Origin of the sequence: Roseixanthobacter liquoris, assembly GCF_043195135.2 — a bacterium.
Taxonomy (GTDB): domain Bacteria; phylum Pseudomonadota; class Alphaproteobacteria; order Rhizobiales; family Xanthobacteraceae; genus NCEH01.
Genome location: NZ_CM195537.1, coordinates 2,954,512 through 2,976,888 on the forward strand (window position 1 = coordinate 2,954,512; position 22,377 = coordinate 2,976,888).

The 22,377-nt window shown below is 67.3% G+C and carries 19 protein-coding genes, 1 tRNA gene and 2 pseudogenes; 9 read left to right on the plus strand and 13 right to left on the minus strand.

The features are described from left to right. From lexA to V5F84_RS13255, 9 genes are all read right to left on the minus strand, one after another. Positions 1-720: a transcriptional repressor LexA gene (gene lexA / locus V5F84_RS13215; protein WP_394043427.1), complete on the minus strand. Its 720-nt coding sequence runs from the start codon at positions 718-720 to the stop codon at positions 1-3. Between the two features lie 137 nt (positions 721-857). Further along, on the minus strand, positions 858-2,072 hold the full coding sequence (locus tag V5F84_RS13220; protein WP_394043426.1) for a molybdopterin molybdotransferase MoeA: 1,215 nt from the start codon (positions 2,070-2,072) through the stop codon (positions 858-860). 37 nt (positions 2,073-2,109) lie between these two features. Then, positions 2,110-2,592: a cyclic pyranopterin monophosphate synthase MoaC gene (gene moaC / locus V5F84_RS13225; protein ID WP_394043425.1), complete on the minus strand. Its 483-nt coding sequence runs from the start codon at positions 2,590-2,592 to the stop codon at positions 2,110-2,112. Positions 2,593-2,596: 4 nt separating this feature from the next. After that, the gene (locus V5F84_RS13230; RefSeq protein WP_394043424.1) at positions 2,597-3,010 is read right to left on the minus strand and encodes a DUF2147 domain-containing protein; all 414 of its coding nucleotides are present in this window, start codon (positions 3,008-3,010) and stop codon (positions 2,597-2,599) included. Between the two features lie 89 nt (positions 3,011-3,099). Next, on the minus strand, positions 3,100-3,891 hold the full coding sequence (trpC, locus tag V5F84_RS13235) for an indole-3-glycerol phosphate synthase TrpC (RefSeq protein WP_394043423.1): 792 nt from the start codon (positions 3,889-3,891) through the stop codon (positions 3,100-3,102). Further along, positions 3,888-4,922: an anthranilate phosphoribosyltransferase gene (gene trpD, locus V5F84_RS13240; RefSeq protein ID WP_394043422.1), complete on the minus strand. Its 1,035-nt coding sequence runs from the start codon at positions 4,920-4,922 to the stop codon at positions 3,888-3,890. The genes trpC and trpD overlap by 4 nt, the downstream gene beginning before the upstream one ends. Positions 4,923-4,926: 4 nt before the next feature. Next, positions 4,927-5,532, minus strand: coding sequence for an anthranilate synthase component II (locus V5F84_RS13245; protein WP_394043421.1), 606 nt, complete (start codon positions 5,530-5,532; stop codon positions 4,927-4,929). 140 nt (positions 5,533-5,672) lie between these two features. Next, positions 5,673-7,184, minus strand: a complete 1,512-nt coding sequence (trpE, locus tag V5F84_RS13250; protein ID WP_394043545.1) for an anthranilate synthase component I — start codon at positions 7,182-7,184, stop codon at positions 5,673-5,675. Positions 7,185-7,195: 11 nt separating this feature from the next. After that, positions 7,196-9,091, minus strand: coding sequence for a peptidylprolyl isomerase (locus V5F84_RS13255; protein ID WP_394043420.1), 1,896 nt, complete (start codon positions 9,089-9,091; stop codon positions 7,196-7,198). A 169-nt stretch (positions 9,092-9,260) separates the two neighbouring features. Between V5F84_RS13255 and tpiA the strand changes: the two genes are divergently transcribed. Continuing rightward, positions 9,261-10,019 carry a triose-phosphate isomerase gene (gene tpiA, locus V5F84_RS13260; RefSeq protein ID WP_394043419.1) on the plus strand — a complete coding sequence of 253 codons (759 nt, stop codon included), beginning with the start codon at positions 9,261-9,263 and terminating at the stop codon, positions 10,017-10,019. A 98-nt stretch (positions 10,020-10,117) separates the two neighbouring features. On the opposite strand, the gene V5F84_RS13265 is transcribed toward tpiA, so the two are convergent. Further along, entirely contained in the window at positions 10,118-10,612 is a 495-nt protein-coding gene (locus tag V5F84_RS13265; RefSeq protein ID WP_394043418.1) for an outer membrane protein assembly factor BamE, read from the minus strand. Between the two features lie 173 nt (positions 10,613-10,785). Between V5F84_RS13265 and V5F84_RS13270 the strand changes: the two genes are divergently transcribed. The 6 genes and pseudogenes from V5F84_RS13270 to V5F84_RS13295 form a co-directional block, all read left to right on the plus strand. Further along, the gene (locus V5F84_RS13270; RefSeq protein WP_394043417.1) at positions 10,786-11,346 is read left to right on the plus strand and encodes a ubiquinol-cytochrome C chaperone family protein; all 561 of its coding nucleotides are present in this window, start codon (positions 10,786-10,788) and stop codon (positions 11,344-11,346) included. After that, on the plus strand, positions 11,339-11,854 hold the full coding sequence (locus tag V5F84_RS13275) for a YceD family protein (protein WP_394043416.1): 516 nt from the start codon (positions 11,339-11,341) through the stop codon (positions 11,852-11,854). The genes V5F84_RS13270 and V5F84_RS13275 overlap by 8 nt, the downstream gene beginning before the upstream one ends. 100 nt (positions 11,855-11,954) lie before the next feature. Beyond that, positions 11,955-13,028, plus strand: coding sequence for a phosphate acyltransferase PlsX (plsX, locus tag V5F84_RS13280; RefSeq protein WP_394043415.1), 1,074 nt, complete (start codon positions 11,955-11,957; stop codon positions 13,026-13,028). Then, positions 13,025-13,999 carry a beta-ketoacyl-ACP synthase III gene (locus tag V5F84_RS13285; RefSeq protein ID WP_394043414.1) on the plus strand — a complete coding sequence of 325 codons (975 nt, stop codon included), beginning with the start codon at positions 13,025-13,027 and terminating at the stop codon, positions 13,997-13,999. Before plsX ends, V5F84_RS13285 begins: the two co-directional genes overlap by 4 nt. Before the next feature lie 86 nt (positions 14,000-14,085). After that, a complete protein-coding gene (locus V5F84_RS13290) occupies positions 14,086-14,403 on the plus strand; it encodes an integration host factor subunit alpha (protein ID WP_348845236.1) in 318 nt (105 codons plus the stop codon). A gap of 48 nt (positions 14,404-14,451) precedes the next feature. After that, a pseudogene (locus V5F84_RS13295) lies at positions 14,452-14,734 on the plus strand (MerR family transcriptional regulator); the annotation flags it as partial. Between the two features lie 1,692 nt (positions 14,735-16,426). On the opposite strand, the pseudogene V5F84_RS13300 reads toward V5F84_RS13295, so the two are convergent. Continuing rightward, positions 16,427-16,774, minus strand: a pseudogene (locus V5F84_RS13300) (septal ring lytic transglycosylase RlpA family protein); the annotation flags it as partial. A gap of 423 nt (positions 16,775-17,197) precedes the next feature. Here V5F84_RS13300 and V5F84_RS13305 point away from each other — a divergent pair. Both V5F84_RS13305 and V5F84_RS13310 read left to right on the plus strand, forming a co-directional pair. Further along, positions 17,198-17,275 (plus strand) — tRNA-Pro (locus tag V5F84_RS13305). A 190-nt stretch (positions 17,276-17,465) separates the two neighbouring features. After that, entirely contained in the window at positions 17,466-18,194 is a 729-nt protein-coding gene (locus tag V5F84_RS13310) for a ZIP family metal transporter (protein ID WP_394043413.1), read from the plus strand. Here V5F84_RS13310 and V5F84_RS13315 read toward each other — a convergent pair. Further along, complete coding sequence (locus V5F84_RS13315) at positions 18,191-20,230, minus strand: AI-2E family transporter (protein WP_394043412.1); 2,040 nt, start codon at positions 20,228-20,230, stop codon at positions 18,191-18,193. The two genes, V5F84_RS13310 and V5F84_RS13315, sit on opposite strands and share 4 nt — an antisense overlap. Continuing rightward, positions 20,227-22,371 (minus strand): glycogen debranching protein GlgX, encoded by a 2,145-nt coding sequence (gene glgX / locus V5F84_RS13320; protein WP_394043411.1) that lies wholly within the window; start codon positions 22,369-22,371, stop codon positions 20,227-20,229. Before glgX ends, V5F84_RS13315 begins: the two co-directional genes overlap by 4 nt. Positions 22,372-22,377 lie beyond the last annotated feature (6 nt).

Sequence of the window (22,377 nt, forward strand, 5' to 3'; positions counted from 1 at the left end):
TCAATAGCGGCGCATCAGTCCGACGAGGCGACCCTGAACGCGAATGCGGTCCGGCCCGAAGATTCGGGTCTCATAGGCCGGATTGGCGGCTTCCAGGGCGATGGAGGCCCCCTTCTTGCGCAGGCGCTTCAGGGTGGCTTCCTCGTCGTCCACGAGGGCGACGATGATATCGCCGGTCTCGGCACTGTCGCATTTGCGGATCAGCACCGTATCGCCGTCCAGGATGCCGGCCTCGATCATGCTGTCGCCGCGCACTTCGAGCGCGAAATGCTCCCCGGTGCCCAGCATTTCCGGCGGGACGTTCAAGGTGTGGCTGCGGGTCTGAATCGCCGAGATGGGGGATCCGGCCGCAATGCGGCCCATGACCGGCACGGTCACGGTCGGCGCGGTTTCCTCATCCTCAGCCGGCGGGCGGACCCGGCCGAGGCTGCCCTCGATCACGCTGGGGGAGAAGCCGCGCCCGCTGGAGGAGGCCGCGCGGCTCGCGGCGAGGCCGGGGGCGGCGCTGTCCGGCAGGCGGACCACTTCCAGCGCCCGGGCGCGATTGGGCAGGCGGCGGATGAAGCCGCGCTCTTCCAGGGCGGTGATCAGGCGATGAATGCCGGACTTGGACCGCAGGTCCAGGGCTTCCTTCATCTCGTCGAAGGAGGGCGGGACGCCGGTTTCCTTCAGGCGTTCATGGATGAAACGCAACAGATCATATTGCTTGCGCGTCAGCATGGTCTCACCCGTCCCCATCCCGCTTCCGGTTCGGCAGCGATGTCCGTCAGGAGATCATTCAAACCGAAACAAATCATGAACAAGCATTAGCTGTTCCTTTTGTGTTCCGCAAGGGTGAACATCGCGTTAACGGTATTTCAGGAGGGGAGCGGAAGCACCGAAACGGCCTCGCCGGGCTCTGCGGCGGGTGCGAAAGCCGGCCGGATCAGCAGGCAATCCGCCATGGCGAGGGTCGTCAACATGGACGAATCCTGAATCGGCAGCGGCGTCGCCACCAAGGCCCCGTCGGGGGCGAACGACAGCGTCGCGCGCATATAGTCCACGCGGGAATCATTGGCCTTCACCGCGCAGCCGAGGCGCGCCGCGCGCACCTGCTGGCCACCCGCGGTGCTGCCCTGGAGCGCGTTCAGCAGCGGAATGAGGAACAGCACGGCGCCCACATAGGCCGATACCGGATTTCCCGGCAGGCCCAGCACGCGCATGGGGCCGCGTGCACCGAACATCAGCGGCTTTCCCGGCCGCAGGGCGATCTTGTGCACGGTCAGCTCCACCCCCTCGCTGCGCAGGGCCGGCACGATCAGATCGTGCTCGCCCACCGAGGCGCCACCGGAGGTGATCAGCACGTCTATTCCCGATTCGGCCGCCGCGCGGATGGCGGCGCGGGTCGCATCGAGGGAATCGCCGACGAGGCCGAGATCCACCGCCTCCGCGCCATGGGCCCGGGCCAGCGCCGCAAGGCCGTACACATTGGACACCACCACGTCGGACAGCGCGCCGGTGCCGGCCCCAGGGCGCACCAGTTCGTCGCCGGTTTGCAGGATGCCCACTTTCGGCCGCGCGACGACGCTGAGCAGGGAATGGTCGGCCGCGGCCGCCAGCATCACATCGCGATCGGTGAGGCGGCGGCCGGCGGGAAGGATCAGGCTGCCGGCGGGAAAATCGAACCCCGCCTTGCGCACGTTCCGCAGCGGCGCGGTGGCGGCGGTGGTGGTGATGAGATCGCCCTCGCGCGCGATATTCTCCTGGATCACCACCGTGTCCGCCCCCGGGGGCAGAAGCGCGCCGGTGAAGATGCGAACCGCTTCCCCCGTGGCGATGGCACCCGAGAAGGGGCGGCCGGCGGCGGATTCGCCGATCACGCGCAAGGTCGCGGGAACCTGCGCGATATCGGCGGCGGCCACCGCATATCCATCCATGGCCGACATGTCGGCGGCGGGCTGGCTACGGCGCGCCCACAGGTCGGCGGCGAGCACACGGCCCGTGGCCTCGGCCACCGGCACGGATTGCACGGGCAAGGGCGCGACGCCGGCCACCACGCGCGCGAGGGCCTCTTCCACCGGCATCAATGCCATGTCGCCTGCTCCAGATTTGGTTTTTAGCTCAGGCGCCTTAGGCGTCGTCGGCGCGCCACTCGCCGGAGCGACCGCCGGCTTTCTCCAGCAGGCGAATCCCCTCGATGCGCATGCCGCGATCTGCGGCCTTGGCCATGTCATAGATGGTCAGGCAGGCGAGGGAAACCGCCGTCAGCGCCTCCATCTCAACCCCGGTCTGGCCGCTCACCTTCACCCGCGCGCGCACGACGAGGCCGGGGAGGCCGGCGTCGGGCTCGATCTCCACTTCCACCTTGGAAATCATCAGCGGGTGGCAGAGGGGAATGAGCTCATGGGTGCGCTTGGAGGCCATGATCCCGGCGATGCGGGCGACGCCGAGCACGTCGCCCTTCTTCGCATTGCCCGACAGGATCAGATCCAGCGTCGGCGCCGCCATCACGACCCGCCCTTCCGCCAGGGCCTCGCGCTCCGTCACCGCCTTCTGCGAGACATCGACCATGCGCGCGGCGCCCTGGGCGTCCAGATGGGTCAGTTCGGACATGGCGTCAGCGGCTCCTCGTCCAGGTCTGGGTCTGGCACAGCGGCACGATCACGCAACCGCGTACCTTGAGGGTGTTGTCGCCGTCCAGGGTCAATGTGGCGCTATAGGTCTTGCCGTCCTCGGCATTGTAGATCTCGCCGCCGGTCCAGGCGGTCGGCCCGCCCGAGAAGCCCTGGAGAATCTGCAGGCCCTTCAGCGGGCGGCTCCGCAGCGCCGGGTTGGAATTGTTCACATCCTTCAACGCCGGATCGGCCTTGATGCCGTCGGAGGACACCAGCCGGCCGCAGACGGATGCGCCGCATTTGGTGATTTCGACAATGCCGTTCTTCGTGGGCGTCGCCCAGCTGCCGGTCACGTCGGCGGCAAGGGCGGGCAGGGCGGCGATCGACAGCGCAGCCGCCAGAAGCAGCGTCCTCATGAGCATTCTCCCTGATTGTTTCCTCGCATCCGTCTCGTTCGCGGACGGCTGCGGAACCATTAGACCCTAGGGTGACGTATACGGCAAGCTCACGCCGCAAGAAGCGTTCGTGTCGCGGATGCGACATCGCTCTGTCGCATCAGGCTTTCGCCGACGAGAATCGTGCCGATGCCGATGCCGGCCAGGCGCGCCACATCCGCGGGGGTGAAGATGCCGCTTTCGCCGATGCAGATGCGGTCCTTCGGAACGCGCGGGGCGAGGCGCGCGCTGGTGTCCAGCGTGGTCTCGAAGGTGCGCAGGTTGCGGTTGTTGATGCCGACCAGCGTGCAGGGCAGGGCGAGGGCGCGGTCCAGCTCCGCCCCGTCATGGACCTCCACGATGGCGTCCATGCCATAGGCGGTGGCGGCGTCCAGCAGGTCGCGGGCCAGCGCATCGTCGACGCCGGCCATGATGATGAGGATGCAATCGGCGCCCCAGGCGCGCGCTTCCGCCACCTGATAAGTATCGTACATGAAATCCTTCCGCAGCACGGGCAGGGAAACCGCCGCGCGCGCTTGCATCAGGAATTCCGGCGCGCCCTGGAACGAGGGTGTGTCGGTGAGCACGGAGAGGCAGGACGCGCCGCCCGCCTCATAGGCGCGGGCCAGCGCGGGAGGATCGAAATCGGCCCGGATCAGGCCCTTGGAGGGGCTGGCCTTCTTGATCTCGGCGATCAAGGCGGTGCGCCCGGCATCCAGGGCCGCGCGCAGGGCGCCGGCGAACGGGCGCACCGGGCTCGCGGCACGGGCGGCCGCTTCCACCTCGGCGAGCGGACGGGCGGCCTTGGCGGCGGCGATCTCCTCGCGCTTATAGGCTTCGATGCGGGTGAGGATATCGCTCATGACTTCACCGGAGGCGCGACTTTTTCGGAAACCACGACCAGCTGCTCCAGCCGCGCGCGCGCCGAGCCGGTGTCGAGGGAGGTCTGGGCCATGGCCACGCCCTCGGTGAGGTCGGCCGCGCGGCCGGCGATCAGCAGCGCCGCCGCCGCATTCATCACGGCCACGTCGCGATAGGCGCCGGGTTCGCCATCCAGCACCGCGCGCAGGGCGATGGCATTGTGCGCGGCATCGCCGCCCTTCAAGGCCTCGGGCGATGCACAGCGCAGGCCCACATCCTCGGGGGAGATCTCGAAGGTGTGGATGCGGTCGTCTTCCAGCGAGGCGACATGGGTGACGCCGCACAGGGTGATCTCATCCAGCCCGTCGGAGCCGTTCACCACCCAGGCGCGCTGGGACCCGAGCGTGCGCAGCACCTCGGCGAGGGGAACGATCCAGGATTTGGCGTAAACGCCCACCATCTGGCGCTTCACACCGGCCGGATTGGAGAGCGGGCCGAGCAGGTTGAAGATGGTACGCGTGCCCATTTCCACCCGCGTCGGCCCCACATGCTTCATGGCCGGATGGTGGGACGGCGCGAACATGAAGCCGATGCCCGCTTCCGCAATGCAGCGCGAGATGCCTTCGGGCATGAGGTCCAGCCGCACGCCCAGTGCCGCCAGCACATCGGCCGCGCCGGACTTGGAGGAGAGCGCGCGATTGCCGTGCTTCGCCACCGGCACGCCCGCCCCGGCGACGATAAAAGCGGCGCAGGTGGAGATATTGTAGGAGCCGGAGGCATCGCCCCCGGTACCCACCACGTCCACCGCTGCGTCCGGCGCTTCCACGGGCAGCATCTTGGCACGCATGACGCTGACCGCGCCGGCGATTTCCTCCACGGTTTCGCCGCGCACCCGCAGGCCCATGAGCAGCGCGCCCATCTGCGAAGGCGTCGCGTCTCCCGACATCATCTTGTCGAAGACATAGGCGGATTCCTCGCGCGTCAGCGCCGCGCCGGTCGCGACCTTGCCGAGCAGGGGGCGGAACTGTTCCATCGCGTCAGCTCCGCGCCTGCCGGCCTTCGTGGAAGGCGCGGGCGATCTCGAGGAAATTGCGCAGCAGCGCGTGGCCGTTCTCCGAGGCGATGCTCTCGGGATGGAACTGCACGCCGTGCACGGGCAGCGTGCGGTGGGCAAGGCCCATGATGAGGCCGTCGTCGGTGCGCGCGGTCACTTCCAGCGCGTCGGGCAAGGTGTTCTGCGCGACGATCAGCGAATGATAGCGCGTGGCGAGGAAGGAATGGTTGAGGCCGCGGAACACCGAACGGCCCTCGTGGTGGATCTGCGACATCTTCCCGTGCATGGGGATGGGCGCGCGCACCACGTCGCCGCCGAACACCTGGCCGATCGCCTGATGGCCGAGGCAAACGCCGAACAGCGGCACTTCGGTGCTGGCGCGGGCGATAAGGTCGCAGCAGATGCCGGCTTCCGTGGGCGTGCACGGGCCGGGGGAAATGACGATGGCGTCGGGCTTCTCGGCCAGCACGTCCTCGACGCTCAGCGCATCGTTGCGGTGAACGGTGACGTTTGCGCCCAGCTCGCCGAGATAATGGACGAGGTTGTAGGTGAAGCTGTCGTAATTATCGATCAGCGTAACGGCGGTCATCGTGGCTCCAGGCCCGGCGGATCCGGGCAGGCGCGCTCCTCGCGGAAGGTTTGGGAGCTGCCCCTGAGTTAAAGCGCGGGGGTGACGGAAGGGTCAAGCCTCACGCCATCGCTCATGGATGCACGGGAGGAGCGCCATGGTCACTGGCCCCTCTTGGCATGGGCGGCGAAGCGCACCGCTTCCTCGCCGGCGCGAAACAGCGCCTTGGCCTTGTTGATACATTCCTGATGCTCGCTCAGCGGCACGGAATCATACACCAGCCCGGCGCCGGCCTGCACATACATGCGCCCGTCCTTCACCACGGCGGTGCGCAGCACGATGCAGGTGTCCATCTCGCCATTGGCGCTGAAATAGCCGATGGCGCCGGCATAGATGCCGCGCTTGTCCTTCTCCAGCTCGTCGATGATCTCCATGGCCCGCACCTTGGGCGCGCCGGAGACCGTGCCGGCGGGAAAGCCCGCCGCCAGCGCGTCGAGCGCGTCGAAACGCGGATCCACCTTGCCCTCGACGTTGGAAACGATGTGCATCACCTGGCTGTAGCGCTCGATGAAGAAGCTGTCGGTGACCTCCACCGTGCCGATCTGCGAGACCCGGCCCGCATCGTTGCGGCCGAGGTCCAGCAGCATGAGATGCTCGGCGCGCTCCTTCGGATCGGCCAGGAGTTCCTGCGCGAGCGCCTCGTCCTCGACATGGGTGGCGCCGCGCTTGCGGGTGCCGGCGATGGGGCGGATGGTGACCTTGCCGTCGCGCAGCCGCACCAGGATTTCCGGGCTGGAGCAAACGACGGAAAAGCCCTCGAAGTTCAGATACACCAGGAACGGGGCCGGATTGACCCGCCGCAACGCCCGGTAGAGTGCGAACGGGGGCAGGGCGAAGGGGCTCTCGAAACGCTGGGAGAGCACCACCTGGAAGATGTCCCCGGCGCGGATATAGTCCTTCGCCTTTTCCACCATGGCGCAGAATTCCGCCTCGGTGGTGTTGGAGACGGGCTCCACATGGGCGTGGAACGGCTCCGGCGCAGGGTGGGCCATGGGCCGGTCGAGCCCCGCGACGACGCCGTCGAGCCGGGCCAGCGCCGCCTCGAACGCCGCGCGGGCGGACACGCCCTCCTGCGGGCGCACGGGGGTGACGGCGGTGAGTTCGTCCTTCACGGCGTCGAACACCACCATCAGCGTCGGGCGGATCAGCAGGGCTTCGGGCACGCCGATGGGGTCGGGCTTCGCCGGCGCGAGGCGTTCCATCTGGCGCACCATGTCGTAGCCGAGATAGCCGAACACGCCGGCCGCCATGGGCGGGGCGCCGGGCGGGAGATCGATGGCCGATTCGGCGAGCAGGCTCCGCAGGGCCGCGAGCGGCGGCTCGGCGCAGGGCTCGAAGGCCCGGGTGTCGGTGAGCGCCGACCGGTTGATTTCCGCCCTCTCGCCATTGGCCCGCCAGATCACGTCGGGGTCGAGGCCGATCATGGAATAGCGGCCGCGCGTCTGGCCGCCCTCCACCGATTCCAGCAGGAACGCATTGGGCTTCTCGCCCGCGATCTTGAGGAAGGCGGAGACCGGCGTCTCAAGGTCCGCGATCAGGGTGGTGGTCACCACCTGCGCCTCGCCGCGCGCATAGCGCTGGGCGAACGCATCGAAATCCGTGGGAGCGTTCATCATCTTCGGGTTCAGTTCGTACCGGCGCCGATCGCCTGCTGAAGCAGACGTTCGTTCACCGAGACGCCAATCTGGCTGCGCAACTGGGCGAGATATTGCAGCAGCAGGTCGGTTTCGATCTGCTGGCCGATGCGCGCGGCGGCCTGCTGTTCCGCCGGGGTCACCTCCGGCACCGTGATGCCGGTGACCTGGAACACGATACGCTCGGCGGGCACCGTGCCCGCCGCGAGGCCGTAGCCGTTCAGCGGCACGTCGAAGATCTTGGCCACGGCGTCGGCCGAAAATTCCGAGGCGGCGCGGCCCCTTTGCAGGTTCTGTGCGGTCTTCACTTCAAGTCCGGCGGCGGTGGCGACTTGCACCAGCGGCTGGCCGCCCTGAAGCTCGCCCAGCAATTGCTTGGCCTTCGCGTCCACCGCTTTCACGGTTTCATCCTCGGTCCAGCGGTCGAGCACCTGATCGCGCACCTCGTCGAACGGGCGCTCGCGGGCCGGCGTCACCTCATTGAGGTCGTACCAGACATAGCCGCCGTTCTGCGGCAGTTGCACCGGCTCGGTCTCGACGCCGGGCCGGGAGGCGAAGGCGCCGGCCACCACCTCGGCGCTGCCCGGCAGGTCGCGGATTTCCGCGCCGGTGGGGTCGCGGCCGGAGCGGTCCACCGCATCGATGGTCTCGGTATGGAGGCCGAGCTTCTGCGCGATTTCCGCAAGCGTGGCGCCCGAGCCGCGCTCATCCTCGATGGAATCATGCTTGTCGAGCAATTCGCGCCGCGCGCGATCGAGCGCCAGTTCCTTGCGCAGCACATCCTGCACCTGCTCGAAGGGCTGGGTCTGGCCGGGCTCGATCTTGGTGACGTGCACCAAGGCCGAACCGAACGCGCCGGGAATGGGCGCGCTGGTGCCATCGAGCGGCAGGGAGAAGGCGGCCTCCGCGATCTTGGGATCGATGAGATCGGCGCGGACGACGGTGCCGAGATCGATGTCCTTCGGGGACAAGCCGCGCGCGGCGGCGATCTGCTCGAAGGTCTCGCCGGCCTTGATCTTGTCCGCCGCCTGCTGCGCCTCGTCGGCATTCGAGAACACGATCTGCTGGACCGCACGGCGCTCGGGGGTGCCGAAGCGGCCGGAATTGCGATCATAGGCCGCCTTCACGTCCGCGTCCGCCACCTGCACCCAGGGCGCAAGGGCGGCGGGGGTGAGGGCCAGCACGGTGATCTTGCGATATTCGGGCGCCCGGAACGTGATCTTGTGGGTGTTGAAGAAGGCCTGGAGCTGCTCGTCGGTCGGCGCCGGCACGGGGCCGGCTGCGGTCGGGCCGACGGCCATATAGGCAACGGCCCGCTGCTCGCTTTCATAGCGATGCGCGGCATCCAGCAGCACCGCCGGGGGGGCAAGGTCGCCGCCGAGCGCGGAGGCGATCTGCTGGCGCAGCATGCGCTGCTTCTCGGCCGCGAGGAAGCGCGGCTCGGTGAGATTGTTGGCGCGCAGGAGCTGCTGGAAATAAGCGGGATCGAATTCGGTCGCGCCGGGCCGGCGCAGGGCCGGGTTGGCACGCACGGCGCGGGCCACCTCTTCGTCCGAGATCGCAAGGCCGAGGGCCTTGGCGGTATCGTCGAGGGTCGCCTCGGCCACCATCTGGTTCAGGATCTGCCGGTCGAGGCCGAACGCGCGCGCCTGCTCGGGCGTGAACGGGCGCCCGGTGCGGCGGCCGATCTGCTGCACCTGATCCAGATATTGCTGGCGGAACGCATCGGCCGAAATCTCGGTGTCGCCGACCTTCGCGACAGCGCGGGCGCTTTGGCCGCGAAACACGTCTGCGATGCCCCAAACGAGAAAGCTGACGGTGAGCAGGAGAAGGAAAGCCTTGGCGATGAAGCCGGAGGCGCCTTTACGGAGAGTCTGAAGTACCATTGCTCAGTCTGGTTTGAGGAGGGGCGCGGCCCCGACGCAGAAGGCGCGCATCATAGGGAGGGGCACCCCGCGCCGCAACGGCGCAGGCGGTGCTGTTTGCCGTGTTGCGCGCCCTCTGATAACCGGTCGGAAACTTCCCTGTCCATCCGCGTCTGTCCTGGAGGATTTCATGCCCGTTGCCCGCCGCCCGCTCGTTGCCGGAAACTGGAAAATGAACGGGCTGCGGCACTCGGGGGCGGAACTGCTGGCCATGGTCGACGGCTATGACGCCGCCTTGCAGGCGCGTGTCGACCTTCTGATCTGCCCGCCGGCCACCTTGATCGCGACACTCGCGGGCGAGATTGCCGGGGCCGCCATCGCGATCGGCGGGCAGGATTGTCATGCCAAGCCCTGCGGCGCCCACACCGGAGACATCGCCGCCGAGATGATTGCCGATGCGGGGGGGACCTTCGTGATCGTCGGACACAGCGAGCGGCGCACCGATCACGGCGAGAGCGACGAGATGGTCCGCGCCAAGGCCGCGGCCGCGCTGCGGGCCGGCCTCGTCCCGGTGATCTGTGTCGGCGAGACGCAGGCGGAACGCGACGCGGATGCCTGCCTGCATGTGGTGGCCCGGCAGGTGCGCGGCTCGCTGCCGCAGGAAACGCCGGCGGATCGGCTGGTGATCGCCTATGAGCCGGTCTGGGCGATCGGATCGGGCCGCGTTCCCACGGTCGAAGAGGTCGAGGAAGTCCATGCGGAGATTCGCGCCGTGCTGAAGGAGCACTTCGGCGCGGAGGCAGAAACGGTGCGGATCCTGTACGGCGGCTCCGTGAAGCCGGAAAATGCGGTGGTGCTGCTGCACGCCGCGAACGTGGACGGTGCCCTGGTGGGCGGGGCGAGCCTCAAGTCCGCCGATTTCCTGGCGATCGCCCGCGCCTATCTCTAGGGCCCGCCGCGCGCGATGGCGGCGCGGGGCGGGGCGGGCGGGGGCGGATTCAAGCGGCAGGTTCGAGAGGCAGCACGCCGCTCGAACCCGCGTCCCACTTAAAGCGAGAAGTTCGTTGCGCTCAACAACTGCTTGATGACGCTCAGCTCCTCGCCGCTCGTCGGGGTCTTCTGCGTGACGAAGTCGAACACCTTGCCGTCTTGCAGGCCGTAATTCGCGATGCGGGTGACGCGGCGATTCTTGTCGAAATAGATCGCAAGCACCTTCTGCTCGGTAATTTCCGGCTTGAGGAAGGCGACCCGCTTTTCCACCTGGGAAATGTAATAGAACACGTCACCCTGCACGGTGGAGACGGTGGAGGGTGTGCCGAGCACCAGCAGGACCTGCTCCTGGCTCGATCCCACCGGCACCTGTTCCAGGGCGCCTTCGCTCAGAACATAGCCGCGCTGGTAGGTCCGCACCATGCCGCTGATGGACGTGCCGGTGCCTCCCACGAAATTCGAGCAGCCGGACAATGCGCCGGCAATCACCACCAGTCCGAGCGCTGCGCAGGCTGGCCTGCGGGCGCGGCCACGCGAAACGGAACTTTTCACTTGCGATGACGCCACGCCGATTCCCTCGATTTCAGCCCGCGCGGCACATGCCGCCTGATCCCTGAGCGATGCCCCTGCAAATGCCACTGCCCTTGCCACGACGCCTCCAGCGCGCTACGCCCCATGCTCATCCGCGTCTTGCCAACGAGCGACGCACAGACCCGCAAAAAGTGATGCTGAATCTGTTTCGTCGACCCGAGCGCCGAGCGACCATCCAGCGCCTCTATGGCGTGATCGTGGCGCAGGCGCGGCAGCCCGCCTTCTATACCGACTTTGCCGTGCCCGATACCATAGAGGGACGGTTTGAATTGGTATTGCTGCATACATTTCTGGTTTGCCATCGTCTCAAGGGCGGGGACGAGGCCAGCCGTGACATGTCGCAGATGGTGTTTGACGCGTTTCTCGACGACATGGACCGGACCTTGCGCGAAATGGGCGTCGGAGACCTTTCCGTCCCCAAGCGCATGAAAAAGATCGGCCAGGCTTTCTACGGGCGCGCCGGCGTGTTCGATGCCGCCTTGCAGGCGGATGCCGCACCCGGGGCATTGGACGAGGCGATCGCCCGCAACGTGTATGAGGTCGAGCCGGAAGCGCTCGGCGCACTGGGCAAGGCGCTTGCCGCTTATGTGCACCGGGCCGTGGCGGCGCTGGCAGCGACGCCGGCCGAGGTGTTCGCGCGCGGCGAGGTTCATTTTCCCGCCCCGAATGCAGGCGAGGGTGCTGTTCATGACTGATCTGCCTTACATCCATCGCGTGTCCCTGGCCGACGTGCCGGCCCACGGCCTCGCCGAAACGCTCGTGCCCGACGCGGCGCAGCGGGCGGCGCTGGCCCGCTTCCTCGACATTCCCGCCGTCCACGGCCTGACCGCCGAGCTGCGGATCACCCCGGAGGGCGCGGGCGCCCATGTGGCCGGGCGGCTGAAGGCGCAGGTGCGCCAGATTTCCGTGGTCTCGCTGGAGCCGTTCGACACCGACCTCGAAGAGGAGATCGATGTCCATTTCGCGCCCGAGGAAGCCATCGCCGCCCACGTGGTCGATACGGAGGACCCGGAAGCCGAGCTGGATCAGCCCGACGCCATCGTCGACGGCGGCATCGACCTCGGGCATCTCGTAACGGAATTCCTCTCGCTCGCGCTGGACCCGTATCCGCGCATGCCCGGGGAGGAATTCGAACCCATCGTCGAGGCGCCGGAAGCGCTCTCTCCCTTCGCGGAACTCGCCCGCCTGAAAGACAAATCTTGATTGCCTGCGTCAAATATTGCGGTGTGCGCCCGAGTGGTTATTGTCCGGCCGCTCTGAAGCGGGTGCCTCGTCCGCGGAACAAGCTGGAACGTTTGCCTCGATGACCGTGCCCGTTCGCATCGCCGTTGACGCCATGGGCGGAGACCATGGTCCCGAGACCGTTCTCGCTGGCGCCGCGATTGCGCTTGAGCGCCACCCCGACACGCAATTCATCCTGTTCGGGAATGAAGAGCGCGTGCGTGCGGTGCTGGCGGCGCATCCGAACCTCGCCGCCGCCTCGCGCGTCGTCCACACCGAGATCGTCGTCGGCATGGACGACAAGCCCAGCCAGGCGCTCCGCAACGGTCGCTACAAATCCTCCATGTGGCGTGCCATCGATGCGGTGAAGACGCACGATGCCGATGCCGCGGTCTCCGCCGGCAACACCGGCGCGCTGATGGCCATGGCCAAGTTCAATCTGCGCACGATGCCCGGCATCGGCCGGCCGGCAATCGCCGCCATCTGGCCGACCCTGCGCGGGGAAAGCATCGTGCTCGATGTGGGCGCCTCCATCGGCGCCACGGCGCAGAGCCTCGTCGAGATGGCCATCATGGGCTCCGCCATGGCGCGGTCCGTGCTGGCCATCGAACGTCCGACCATCGGCCTGCTGAACGTGGGCGTGGAAGAGATCAAGGGCGTCGAGGAGGTCAAGGAAGCCGGCCGCCTGCTGCGCGAGGACACCGCGACCGACCTGCTCTATCACGGCTTCGTAGAAGGCAACGACATCGGCGCGGGAACGGTCGATGTGGTTGTGACGGAAGGGTTTTCCGGCAATATCGCGCTTAAGACCGCCGAAGGCACGGCCAAGCAGCTGGCGAGCTATCTGCGCTCAGCCATGGGGCGCACCTGGCGCACCCGGCTCGGCTATCTCCTGGCCCGCGACGCGTTCCGCGTCCTGCGGGAGAAGATGGACCCGCGGCGCTCGAACGGCGGGGTCTTCCTCGGCCTCAACGGCGTGGTGATCAAGAGCCACGGCGGCGCCGACGCGGAGGGTTTCGCCGCGGCCGTGGATCTCGGCTACGACATGGTGCGGCATCAGCTGCTGTCGCGCATCAAAACCAGCCTCCTCGCGCGCGTGCCTTCGTCCGACGGGACGGGCGCGACGTCGCCGGCAGAAGCGGAAGGTCAATCGTGAGCTTAATCAAGTCCGTGGTCCGGGGTGTGGGTTCTTATCTGCCGGAACGAGTCCTCACCAACAGCGAACTTGCCCGCTCGGTTGACACCTCGGACGAATGGATCGTGCAGCGGACCGGCATTCGCGAGCGGCATATCGCCGCGACCGGCGAGCTGACGTCGGATCTTGCGCGCCAGGCGGCGACCCGCGCGCTGGCCGATGCCGGGCTCTCGGCCGGGGATATCGACCTCATCATCCTCGCCACATCCACGCCCGACCAGACCTTTCCCGCGACCGCCGCAACCGTGCAAGCGGAACTCGGCATTACCCACGGGGCGGCGTTCGACCTCCAGGCGGTGTGCTCCGGCTTCGTGTTCGCCCTGGCCACGGCGGATGCCCATCTGCGCACCGGAAGCTTCAAGCGGGCGCTGGTGATCGGCGCCGAGACCTTCTCCCGCATCCTCGATTGGGAAGATCGCGGCACCTGCGTTCTGTTCGGCGACGGCGCCGGCGCCGTCGTGCTCGAAGCGCATGATTCCCTTGAGGCCGGCGAACGGGGCATTCTGACCACCCATCTGCGCTCGGATGGGCGCCACCGCAGCAAATTGTTTGTGGATGGCGGCCCGTCCTCCACCCAGACCGTCGGGCATCTGCGCATGGAAGGCCGCGAGGTTTTCAAGCATGCGGTGGGCATGATCACCGATGTGATCGAGGATGCCTTTGCGGCAACCGGAGCCTCGGCGGAGACCATCGACTGGTTCGTCCCCCATCAGGCCAACCGCCGAATCATCGATGCGAGCGCGCAGAAGCTTGGAATTGCACCCTCCAAGGTTGTGACCACCGTGGATCTCCATGGGAATACCTCTGCCGCGTCCATCCCCCTGGCGCTCGACACGGCGCACAAGGACGGCCGCATCAAAACCGGCGACTTGGTTTTGCTGGAGGCGATGGGCGGCGGCTTCACCTGGGGCTCCGCGCTAATCCGATGGTAAGTAGATCATTAATGACGTTGACCAGCCTCGCCCTGAGTGGATAGGGTCGCAGCGGCTGTCCCTCTCTCTTGGGGCCGGGGAGACATATGGCTGGTAAGACCATAACGCGTGCCGATCTCTGTGAGGCGGTCTACCAACAGGTGGGCCTGTCGCGGACGGAATCCGCAGCGCTTGTAGAACTCGTTCTGAGCGAGATCGCCGACTGCCTCGCCAAGGGCGAGACGGTGAAGCTTTCGTCTTTCGGTTCGTTCGTCGTGCGGTCCAAGGGACAGCGCATCGGCCGCAATCCGAAGACCGGGGAAGAGGTGCCCATCGAGCCTCGCCGGGTCATGGTCTTCAAACCATCCAGCATCTTGAAGAATCGCATAAACGGGCGCACAGAAAACGGCCTGGATCGCGACTGATCCGCGGGTGCGGGAAGAATCGCCCGCAGTGCATGGAGGCGAGCGCACGTGTCCGGAGCGAGGCAAACGGACAAATCACCGGACGCCTTTCGCACCATCAGCGAGGTGGCCGAGGATCTCGAACTGCCCCAGCACGTCCTGCGCTTCTGGGAAACCCGCTTCACGCAGATTAAGCCCATTAAGCGGGCCGGCGGCCGCAGATTCTACCGGCCCGAGGATGTGGACCTCCTGCGGGGCGTGCGCCACCTGCTCTACGGCGAAGGCTACACCATCAAGGGTGTGCAGCGGATCCTGAAAGAGCAGGGAATTCACTACGTCCAGGATCTCGCCATAGAGGAAGAGCCGGCGGGCTTCCAGCCGGTGCCGCAGCCCGCCCCGGCACGTGCCGAAGCGCCGCGCCGGCGGCCGCCCGCGCCGGATCCCTATGACGAAGCGCCATACGCAAGCGATATCGAACCCGAGCCGCGCCGGCGGTCCGCCGATGCGCGCGGGCAGGGCGACGCGGTTCAGGGGGGCTTCGGTGGCTTCCTCGGCCTGTTGCCACGCCGCGGCAAAACCCGCGCGGAACCGCCCGTCGAGGAACCTCCGGTCATCGCGGAACTGCCGTTTCCCGAATTCTCGCAGCACACCCGCCGCCACGAGGCGCCCGTCGAGCCGCGCCTGGAGCCTCCGGTAATGCCGCGCGCGCCGGCCGCGCCCGTGGAGCGGGCTTCAGCCCCGCGCCGTGCCGGCGCGCCTGCCGCGCCGATCGAGCCGAGGCTCGACCGGGACGACGAGAGCTTCTACCGCCGGATGCCCGAGCCGGCCTATCGCGACGCGGAGGACATGGAGGAAGACGAGGCGGAGCCCTATGCGCCACCGCCGCGCGCCGCGCCCTCGTTCGCGCCCGAACCCCGGCGCGAGCCCGAGCGGGTGAGCCGGCCCGTTGTTCCCCAGCGTCGCCCGACGCGCGGACCGGCCTCACGGCTCCCCGAGCCGCCGCCGGTGCCGGAACTGGAAGACCCTCTGCTGCCGTTCTTCGACGATGATGCCTTCGGCCCCGACAGCACCCAGATTTCCGAACCCCTGGACGCCCGTATCCGGCGGCTGAAGGAGCATGTGCCCGGCCCGCCGGAAGACTATATCCCGCCGCGCGCGCGGCGGGCGGACGCCCCACGCGGTGAAGCGCCACGCGAGGACGACCGGGAGGTGACGTTCCGGGCGGACATGCGCGAGGGCGAGCGCCGCCCGCCACCCGGTCCGGCCCGGGGAACCGCGCCGGCGGCGGACGACTGGCCGCGCGAGTGGCGCGAGGAGGAGCCGCGATTCGCGGCGGACCTCGGGGCGGAACCCCGCAATCCGCATCCCGGTGCCTCGCCTCTGCGGGCCGATGATCGCCGCGACGGCCGTCGCCCCGAGGCCTACGCGCCGGCACGGCCGCATGGGGTTGCGGCAGCCGAGGCGCCCGGCAAACTGCGGCTTGGGCCCTTGACCGGCCCGGTGGAGGAATTCGAGTTGGAGGATCCGGAGCCGTTGCGGTGGGACCATCATCAGGGCTTCCGGCCGGAGGGTCCGCCGCGCGAGCCTCATCGGCCGGGTCCGCCCGAGCAGTATCTGCCGCCGCACCTGCGCTCCGAGCCGCGCGTGGTGGGCACGCCGCCGGTTCCGACGCCCGTTCTGTCGCGCGACGACGTGCATCGCCTTCAGGCGACGCTCTATGAACTGGGGGAATGCCGCCGTCTGCTGGGCGCGGCGGTGGAGCGCCCGGACGAACCTTCGCAATAAGCCGCGCGGTCCCTCGATGCGGCGCGGTCCCGGCTCGCTGAACCGGAGGCATGCGTCGCGCCCCGCTTTCTCGCGGGGTTTCGGGCGGAAGGCCGAAGGCGGGTGCCGTGCGAACGGCGAACGGCACCCGGTCTCGTCAGTTGGCGGGCTCTTCCACCTGAGGCTGCTGGAGCCACGCGAACAGATTGACCGGCGCGGCAGGTGTCGCGGCCCGATCCTGGTCCGGAGCGGCTTCCGCCACCTGCTCACGGCCCAGCACGGCGACGGAAACGCGCGTCACGCCGTGGCCGGTGAATCCCAGTTCTGACGCCGCGGCTCGCGAGACGTCGATAATGCGACCCCGGACGAACGGTCCACGGTCGTTGATGCGGACCACCACTGTGCGGCCATTGCGCAGGTTGGTCACGCGAACCTTCGTTCCGAAGGGGAGCGAGCGATGGGCCGCAGTCAGGGCATTGGGATTGAAACGTTCGCCGCTTGCGGTGCCCCGTCCCTGCCAATAGTAGGAAGCAACACCGGTCTGTCCGGCATCGGCTTTGGCTGGTGTACAGAACGCGCCGAGCGTCAGCGCAAACGTTCCGATCAGAAACCCCTTCTGGATCTCCATTCCCTCGACCTCCATGTTGTTGATGGGAGGTCGGCGAATGACGTTCTATTCAGGCGAGAATGTCACTGTTCCGCGGCGAAATCATGATATCTCACGGCTAAGCTTAAAAATTGCACCAGAATGGATCAGTATAGATCAAAGTTAACGTCAAGTTTCTATCAAGGTAACAACGATATTCGATCGCACTTGTTGTTTGAGGCAATCTTTTACTGATAAATAAAAATGTCACGTGCCAAAGTCGCGCGACCGTGTTCGGCGCCTCGCCCGATTCCGGCCCCATAGTGCTCAAATACCGTCCTGGCCATTTTGGGGATGTCGGACGCGCATCGGAGGTTTTCGCCCAGGGGGCGCGAAGGGCGGTGGATAGCCCCGCATTTCACTCTTGTAGCCGCCAACGCGATGGTCTAAGCCTCCCCTCCACGTCGGAGCGTAGCGCAGCCCGGTTAGCGCACTAGTCTGGGGGACTAGGGGTCGGAGGTTCAAATCCTCTCGCTCCGACCATTCAAATCCCTGAAAATCTGATCCAAGCCACAGCCCGCCCCCACCGGTGGCGATGGCGGCCATCGGGCGGAAAGGCACCGGGTCCCACTGCCTCGCGCCCGATGACGTTCCGCGATTTGAACGCCCGGCGCTTCGTCGCCCTGTCACGCTAAAGCCCTAGAGCATGCCGGACTGCCCAGGGGCTCCGAGCATGCTGAATTCCGTTCTTTTGACCTTGATCCCCGCCGCCGCCGTTGTGGTCGGCGCCCTGCTGGGCTTTGTCTGGCATCCCGGCGCGACGATCCGCAGCGCCGTGCAGCATTTCACCGCCGGCGTGGTGATGGCCGCCGTGGGCGCGGAACTGCTGCCGGAACTCGGCGAATCCCATCCGCTCGGAATCGCCATCGGCTTTTGCCTCGGCGGTGCGCTGATGCTCGCGATCAAGCGCTGGCTCGGCGAGGGGGCAGAGAAGGACGACGACGCGCCCGACGAAAAGGGGGGCGGAAGCAGCACTGGCCTGCTGGTCACCGTCGGGCTGGACCTGTTCGTCGACGGCCTGCTCTGCGCGGTCGCGATTGCCGCCGCGCCGGAAAGCGGGCTGGTGATCGTCGCGGCCCTGACGCTGGAAGTCTTCTTCCTCGGCCTCGCCACGAGCGTGTCGCTGAGCCGCCCGGGCGCCGGAGGCAGGGGGGTGATGAAGGCGGCTTCCCTCGCCATCCTGGTGCCGATCGGCGGCGCGGTGGGAGCGCTCGCCTTCCTCTCCTTGCCGGAAATCTGGCAGGTGGGCATCCTCGCCTTCGCGACCGCCGCCCTGCTTTATCTGGTGACCGAGGAATTGCTGGCGGAAGCCCACGAGGATGGAGAGGACACGACTTTCGTTGCCGCGACCTTCTTCCTCGGCTTTCTCGCGGTGCTGATGCTCAAGGCGCTTGGCGGCTAAGCGCTGGCCGCTGCCGTCCGGGGATTGGCGGCCGGGCGGCCCTCCGGGATGGGGTGCGGCACGTCGACGGCGGTGGGGTCGCAAGACGCCACCGCATCCCCCGCCGCGATCAGGCACGCCGCCAGCGCCTCTTCGAGCGTGGTGGCCACCACAGTGCTGGCGGATTGGCTTTCGAGCGCCGCGCGCATGGCACCGTCCTCATGGGCTCCAAAGGCCGCGAGCAGAATGGCGCTGTCCGGCAAGCGCCGGCGCAGCCGCCGGCTCGAATAGCGCATGTGCGCCGTGCCCAGGCTCTCAAGCGAAGACAGGATCGTCAGCGCCAGATCGGACCCGCTGAGATTGGCGAGATTGGCGATCGTCAGCGTCTCCGGGCCATAGACCCGCGCCGCGAGCCCGTGCCGCCTCAGCAGATGCGCCAGCAGGTCCGCTGCCGCAAGATCAAGGCCCGACCGCGCCGCGATGCACAGGATGGGAGCATCGCCACGCCACCGCGGCGGGAGCGCACCGGGGTCGACCACCGGATAGGCTCGGCCCGCCGGGCTGAGGGCGACGGCCGCCTCGGCTTCCGCTTCGTCGGTCTCGCCCTTGGGAATGCCGTCCGGGATATCGGACAGATTCTCCAGCAATTCCCCGAGACTGAGGCGCAGGCGCGCGATGCGCGCATCGTCCAGGGTGCCGCGGGCGAGGTCCTGCTGGGCGAGCCGCAGGCCGGGCAGGGCGACATTGTCGAGATAGGACAGGAAGCTGCGCTCCTTCAGGAATTCCTCGGCCTTGCTGGTCGCCTCGGTGGGATCGCCGGCGAGCATGCGCTGGTAGAACAGCTCCGGCGCGCTGAGCGGCGGCCGGTCGCCGAGCATCACGTCGAGAAATTCCAGCTGGTCCACATGACGGCCGAGCACCACGGCGCAGAGCGTGAGGGGGGTCGCGAGGACGAGGCCGATCGGCCCCCACAGCCAGGTCCAGAAGGTGGCCGATGCCACCACCGCCACCGGCGACAAGCCGGTGCTGCGCCCATAGACCAGCGGCTCGATGATGTGGCCGACCAGAGGCTCCACGAGCGCGAACAGGGCGATGGTGGAGAGCACGATGCTCCAGCCGGGATCCACCGCGAGCGCGAGCGCGATCGGCAGAAGGGCGGCGATGATCGCGCCGATATAAGGCACGAAGCGAAGCACCGCCGCCATCAAGCCCCACAGGAGCGGGCTCGGGACGCCGATCATCCACAGGCCGAGGCCGATCACCGTGCCAAAGCCGGCGTTCAGCATCACCTGCATGAGGAAGAAGCGGGACAGGCGGCGCGCGGCATCGTCGAGCGCGGCGGTGGTGCGCTGAATGTCGCTGGCCCCCGCAAGGCGGATGAAGCGATTGCGCAGGTCCTCGCGCTGCAACAGGATGAAGATGAGGAAGATGAAGATGATGCCGGTGGTCGCGAGTGGGTGGATGAGCGGCGTCATCACCGCGCCGAGCATGCCCAAGGTGCCCGGATTGGGCTGACGGATCTCCACGGGCAGGGGCGGTTGCTCGGCGGCGTCGGCATTCGGGCTTCCCGTCCGACTTTGCGGCCGGGGCCGGTCGAGTTCATTGCCGAGGTCCTGGAGCATCTGCGCCGCGCGCTCCAGCGTTCCGGACCCCTCGGTCGCGCCCCGCAGGGAGCGGATCTTGTCGCGGATATTGACCTGGTATTGCGGTAGATCCCCCGCCAGTTCGGCCACCTGGCTGGCCACCACCGCGCCCAGCGAAATGAGGCCGAGGAAGGTGAGCACCACCACGCTGGTGACCGACAGCGTCCGGGGTATCTTCAACCGCCGCAGCACCACGATGACGGGGGCGAGCACGAAGCTCAGCAGCATGGCGAGCGCCACCGGCACCAGCACTTCGCGCGCGAAATACAGCATCGCAATGATGGCGCTGGTCGCCAGGAGCGTGCCGACGGCGCCCGAACCGACCGGAATGACGGCGGTGCGGGGCGGCACCACCGGCTGCTGGAGGATAGGGCGGGCCGCGCGCTCCGGCCCGCTGCTCTCCGGCTCGCTCATGATGCCACTTCGAGCAGCAGGAGCGAGCGGCCGGTCACTTCATACACATGGGCGAAAGGAAAGGTGGGATGGGCCGCAGGCTCGGGTGCGTTGGTGTCGACGATCAGGCGCCAGCCCGCGCCGCCGACGACTTCGGGAAGGGTGAAATTCACCACGTCGAAATGCGCGTTCACGATCAGCAGCAAGGTAGTGTCCGTCCCCTTGCGGCGAATGCCGGTGGGCTGCGCGCGCCCATCCATCAACACGCCCATGCAGCGGCTGAGCCCGTCCTGCCATTGCTCCTCGCCCATTTCGCTGCCGTCCGGGGCGAGCCAGCACACGTCCTTGACATCCAGCTCCTTATTATAGGCCCCGCTCAAGAAACGGCTTCTGCGCAGCAGGGGGTGGGACTGGCGCACCGCGATCAGGGTGCGCGCGAAGGCGTGCAGGTCGCGCCCGGCCGGCGAGAAATCCCAGTCGATCCAGCCGATTTCGTTGTCCTGGCAATAGGCATTGTTATTGCCGCCCTGGGTGCGGGCGAATTCGTCGCCGCCGAGGATCATCGGCGTCCCCTGGGAAAACAGCAGCGTGGCCAGCATGTTGCGCATCTGCCGCGCCCGCAGGGCGCAGATCTCAGGATCCTCGCTCGGGCCCTCGACGCCGTGATTCCACGACAGATTGTGGGAATGGCCGTCGCGGTTGTCCTCGCCGTTCGCCTCATTGTGCTTGTCGTTGTAGGAGACCAGATCCGCGAGGGTGAAGCCGTCATGAGCGGAGATGAAGTTCACCGACGACCACGGCTTGCGGCCGCGCCGGTTGAAGAAGTCGCCGGAGGCCGTGAGGCGGGTGGCGAGTTCCGCGATCTGGCCGTCATCGCCCTTCCAATAGGCACGGATCGTGTCGCGATAGCGGTCGTTCCATTCCGCCCAGCCCGGCGAGAAGCCGCCGACCTGATATCCGCCCGGGCCGCAATCCCAAGGCTCGGCGATCAGCTTCACTTGCGAGAGCACGGGGTCCTGGCGGCAGGAATCGAGAAACCCGCCGCCCTCGTCGAAGCCATGGGCCTCGCGGCCGAGGATGGTGGCGAGATCGAACCGGAAACCGTCGACCTGCATCTCGGTGGCCCAATAGCGCAGGCTGTCCGTGACCATTTGCAGGACGCGGGGATGCGAGAGGTTCACCGTGTTTCCGGTGCCGGTATCGTTGATATAAAAGCGCTTGTCCGCAGGCAGGCGATAATATGAGGCGTTGTCGATGCCCTTGAACGAGAGCGTCGGGCCAAGCTCGTTGCCCTCCGCCGTGTGATTATAGACGACGTCCAGGATCAGCTCGATGCCCGCGGCGTGGTAGCGCGCGACCATCTCCTTGAATTCGTTGACGTTCGGGCTCGCGAGATAGAGCGGATGCGGGGCGAAGAAGGAAATCGTGTTGTAGCCCCAATAGTTCCGCAGGCCCTTTTCCACGAGATAGCTGTCGTCCACGAAACCGTGCACCGGCAGCAGCTCCAGAGCGGTGATCCCGAGGTCCCTCAAATAGTCGATCACCTCCGGCGCCATGAGGCCGGCGAAGGTGCCGCGCAGATCCTCCCGCACCTGGGGATGGCGCATGGTGTAGCCGCGAGCGTGGGCCTCATAGAGAATGGTGCGATCCCACGGGACCATGGGCCGGCGCGTCATGCCCCAGGTGAAAGCCGGGTCGATCACCCGGCACTTCGGCATGAAGGCGGCGCTATCGCGGGTGTCGAAGGTGAGATCCTTGTTCTTTTCCTTGCTCTCGATCTGATAGCCGAACAAGGCGGGGTTCCAGCTGAGCGCGCCCACCAATTGCTTGCCGTAGGGATCCAGCAGCAGCTTGTTGGCATTGAACCGATGGCCGGCCTGGGGTTCATAGGGGCCATGGACGCGATAGGCGTAGACGAGGCCGGGGCGGGCGTCGGGCAGATAGCCGTGCCACACCTCATCGGTATATTCGGGCAGTTCAATGCGCTCCACCTCGCGCTCGCCATCGGCATCGAAGAGGCACAGTTCCACCTTGGTGGCATTGGCGGAGAACAGCGCGAAATTGACCCCGAGCCCGTCCCAGGTCGCGCCAAGGGGAAACGGATTTCCCTCCCGGACCCGCGACGCCTTCATCACCTGAGGAGCCGCGTCCGTTACCAGCATGTCCAT

Bases quoted from the DNA above. Each gene is read 5' to 3' on its own strand.
- lexA (WP_394043427.1), bottom strand. From the start codon at position 720: ATGCTGACGCGCAAGCAATATGATCTGTTGCGTTTCATCCATGAACGC.
- V5F84_RS13220 (WP_394043426.1), bottom strand. From the start codon at position 2,072: ATGGCATTGATGCCGGTGGAAGAGGCCCTCGCGCGCGTGGTGGCCGGC.
- moaC (WP_394043425.1), bottom strand. From the start codon at position 2,592: ATGTCCGAACTGACCCATCTGGACGCCCAGGGCGCCGCGCGCATGGTC.
- V5F84_RS13230 (WP_394043424.1), bottom strand. From the start codon at position 3,010: ATGAGGACGCTGCTTCTGGCGGCTGCGCTGTCGATCGCCGCCCTGCCC.
- trpC (WP_394043423.1), bottom strand. From the start codon at position 3,891: ATGAGCGATATCCTCACCCGCATCGAAGCCTATAAGCGCGAGGAGATC.
- trpD (WP_394043422.1), bottom strand. From the start codon at position 4,922: ATGGAACAGTTCCGCCCCCTGCTCGGCAAGGTCGCGACCGGCGCGGCG.
- V5F84_RS13245 (WP_394043421.1), bottom strand. From the start codon at position 5,532: ATGACCGCCGTTACGCTGATCGATAATTACGACAGCTTCACCTACAAC.
- trpE (WP_394043545.1), bottom strand. From the start codon at position 7,184: ATGAACGCTCCCACGGATTTCGATGCGTTCGCCCAGCGCTATGCGCGC.
- V5F84_RS13255 (WP_394043420.1), bottom strand. From the start codon at position 9,091: ATGGTACTTCAGACTCTCCGTAAAGGCGCCTCCGGCTTCATCGCCAAG.
- tpiA (WP_394043419.1), top strand. From the start codon at position 9,261: ATGCCCGTTGCCCGCCGCCCGCTCGTTGCCGGAAACTGGAAAATGAAC.
- V5F84_RS13270 (WP_394043417.1), top strand. From the start codon at position 10,786: ATGCTGAATCTGTTTCGTCGACCCGAGCGCCGAGCGACCATCCAGCGC.
- V5F84_RS13275 (WP_394043416.1), top strand. From the start codon at position 11,339: ATGACTGATCTGCCTTACATCCATCGCGTGTCCCTGGCCGACGTGCCG.
- plsX (WP_394043415.1), top strand. From the start codon at position 11,955: ATGACCGTGCCCGTTCGCATCGCCGTTGACGCCATGGGCGGAGACCAT.
- V5F84_RS13290 (WP_348845236.1), top strand. From the start codon at position 14,086: ATGGCTGGTAAGACCATAACGCGTGCCGATCTCTGTGAGGCGGTCTAC.
- V5F84_RS13310 (WP_394043413.1), top strand. From the start codon at position 17,466: ATGCTGAATTCCGTTCTTTTGACCTTGATCCCCGCCGCCGCCGTTGTG.
- V5F84_RS13315 (WP_394043412.1), bottom strand. From the start codon at position 20,230: ATGAGCGAGCCGGAGAGCAGCGGGCCGGAGCGCGCGGCCCGCCCTATC.
- glgX (WP_394043411.1), bottom strand. From the start codon at position 22,371: ATGCTGGTAACGGACGCGGCTCCTCAGGTGATGAAGGCGTCGCGGGTC.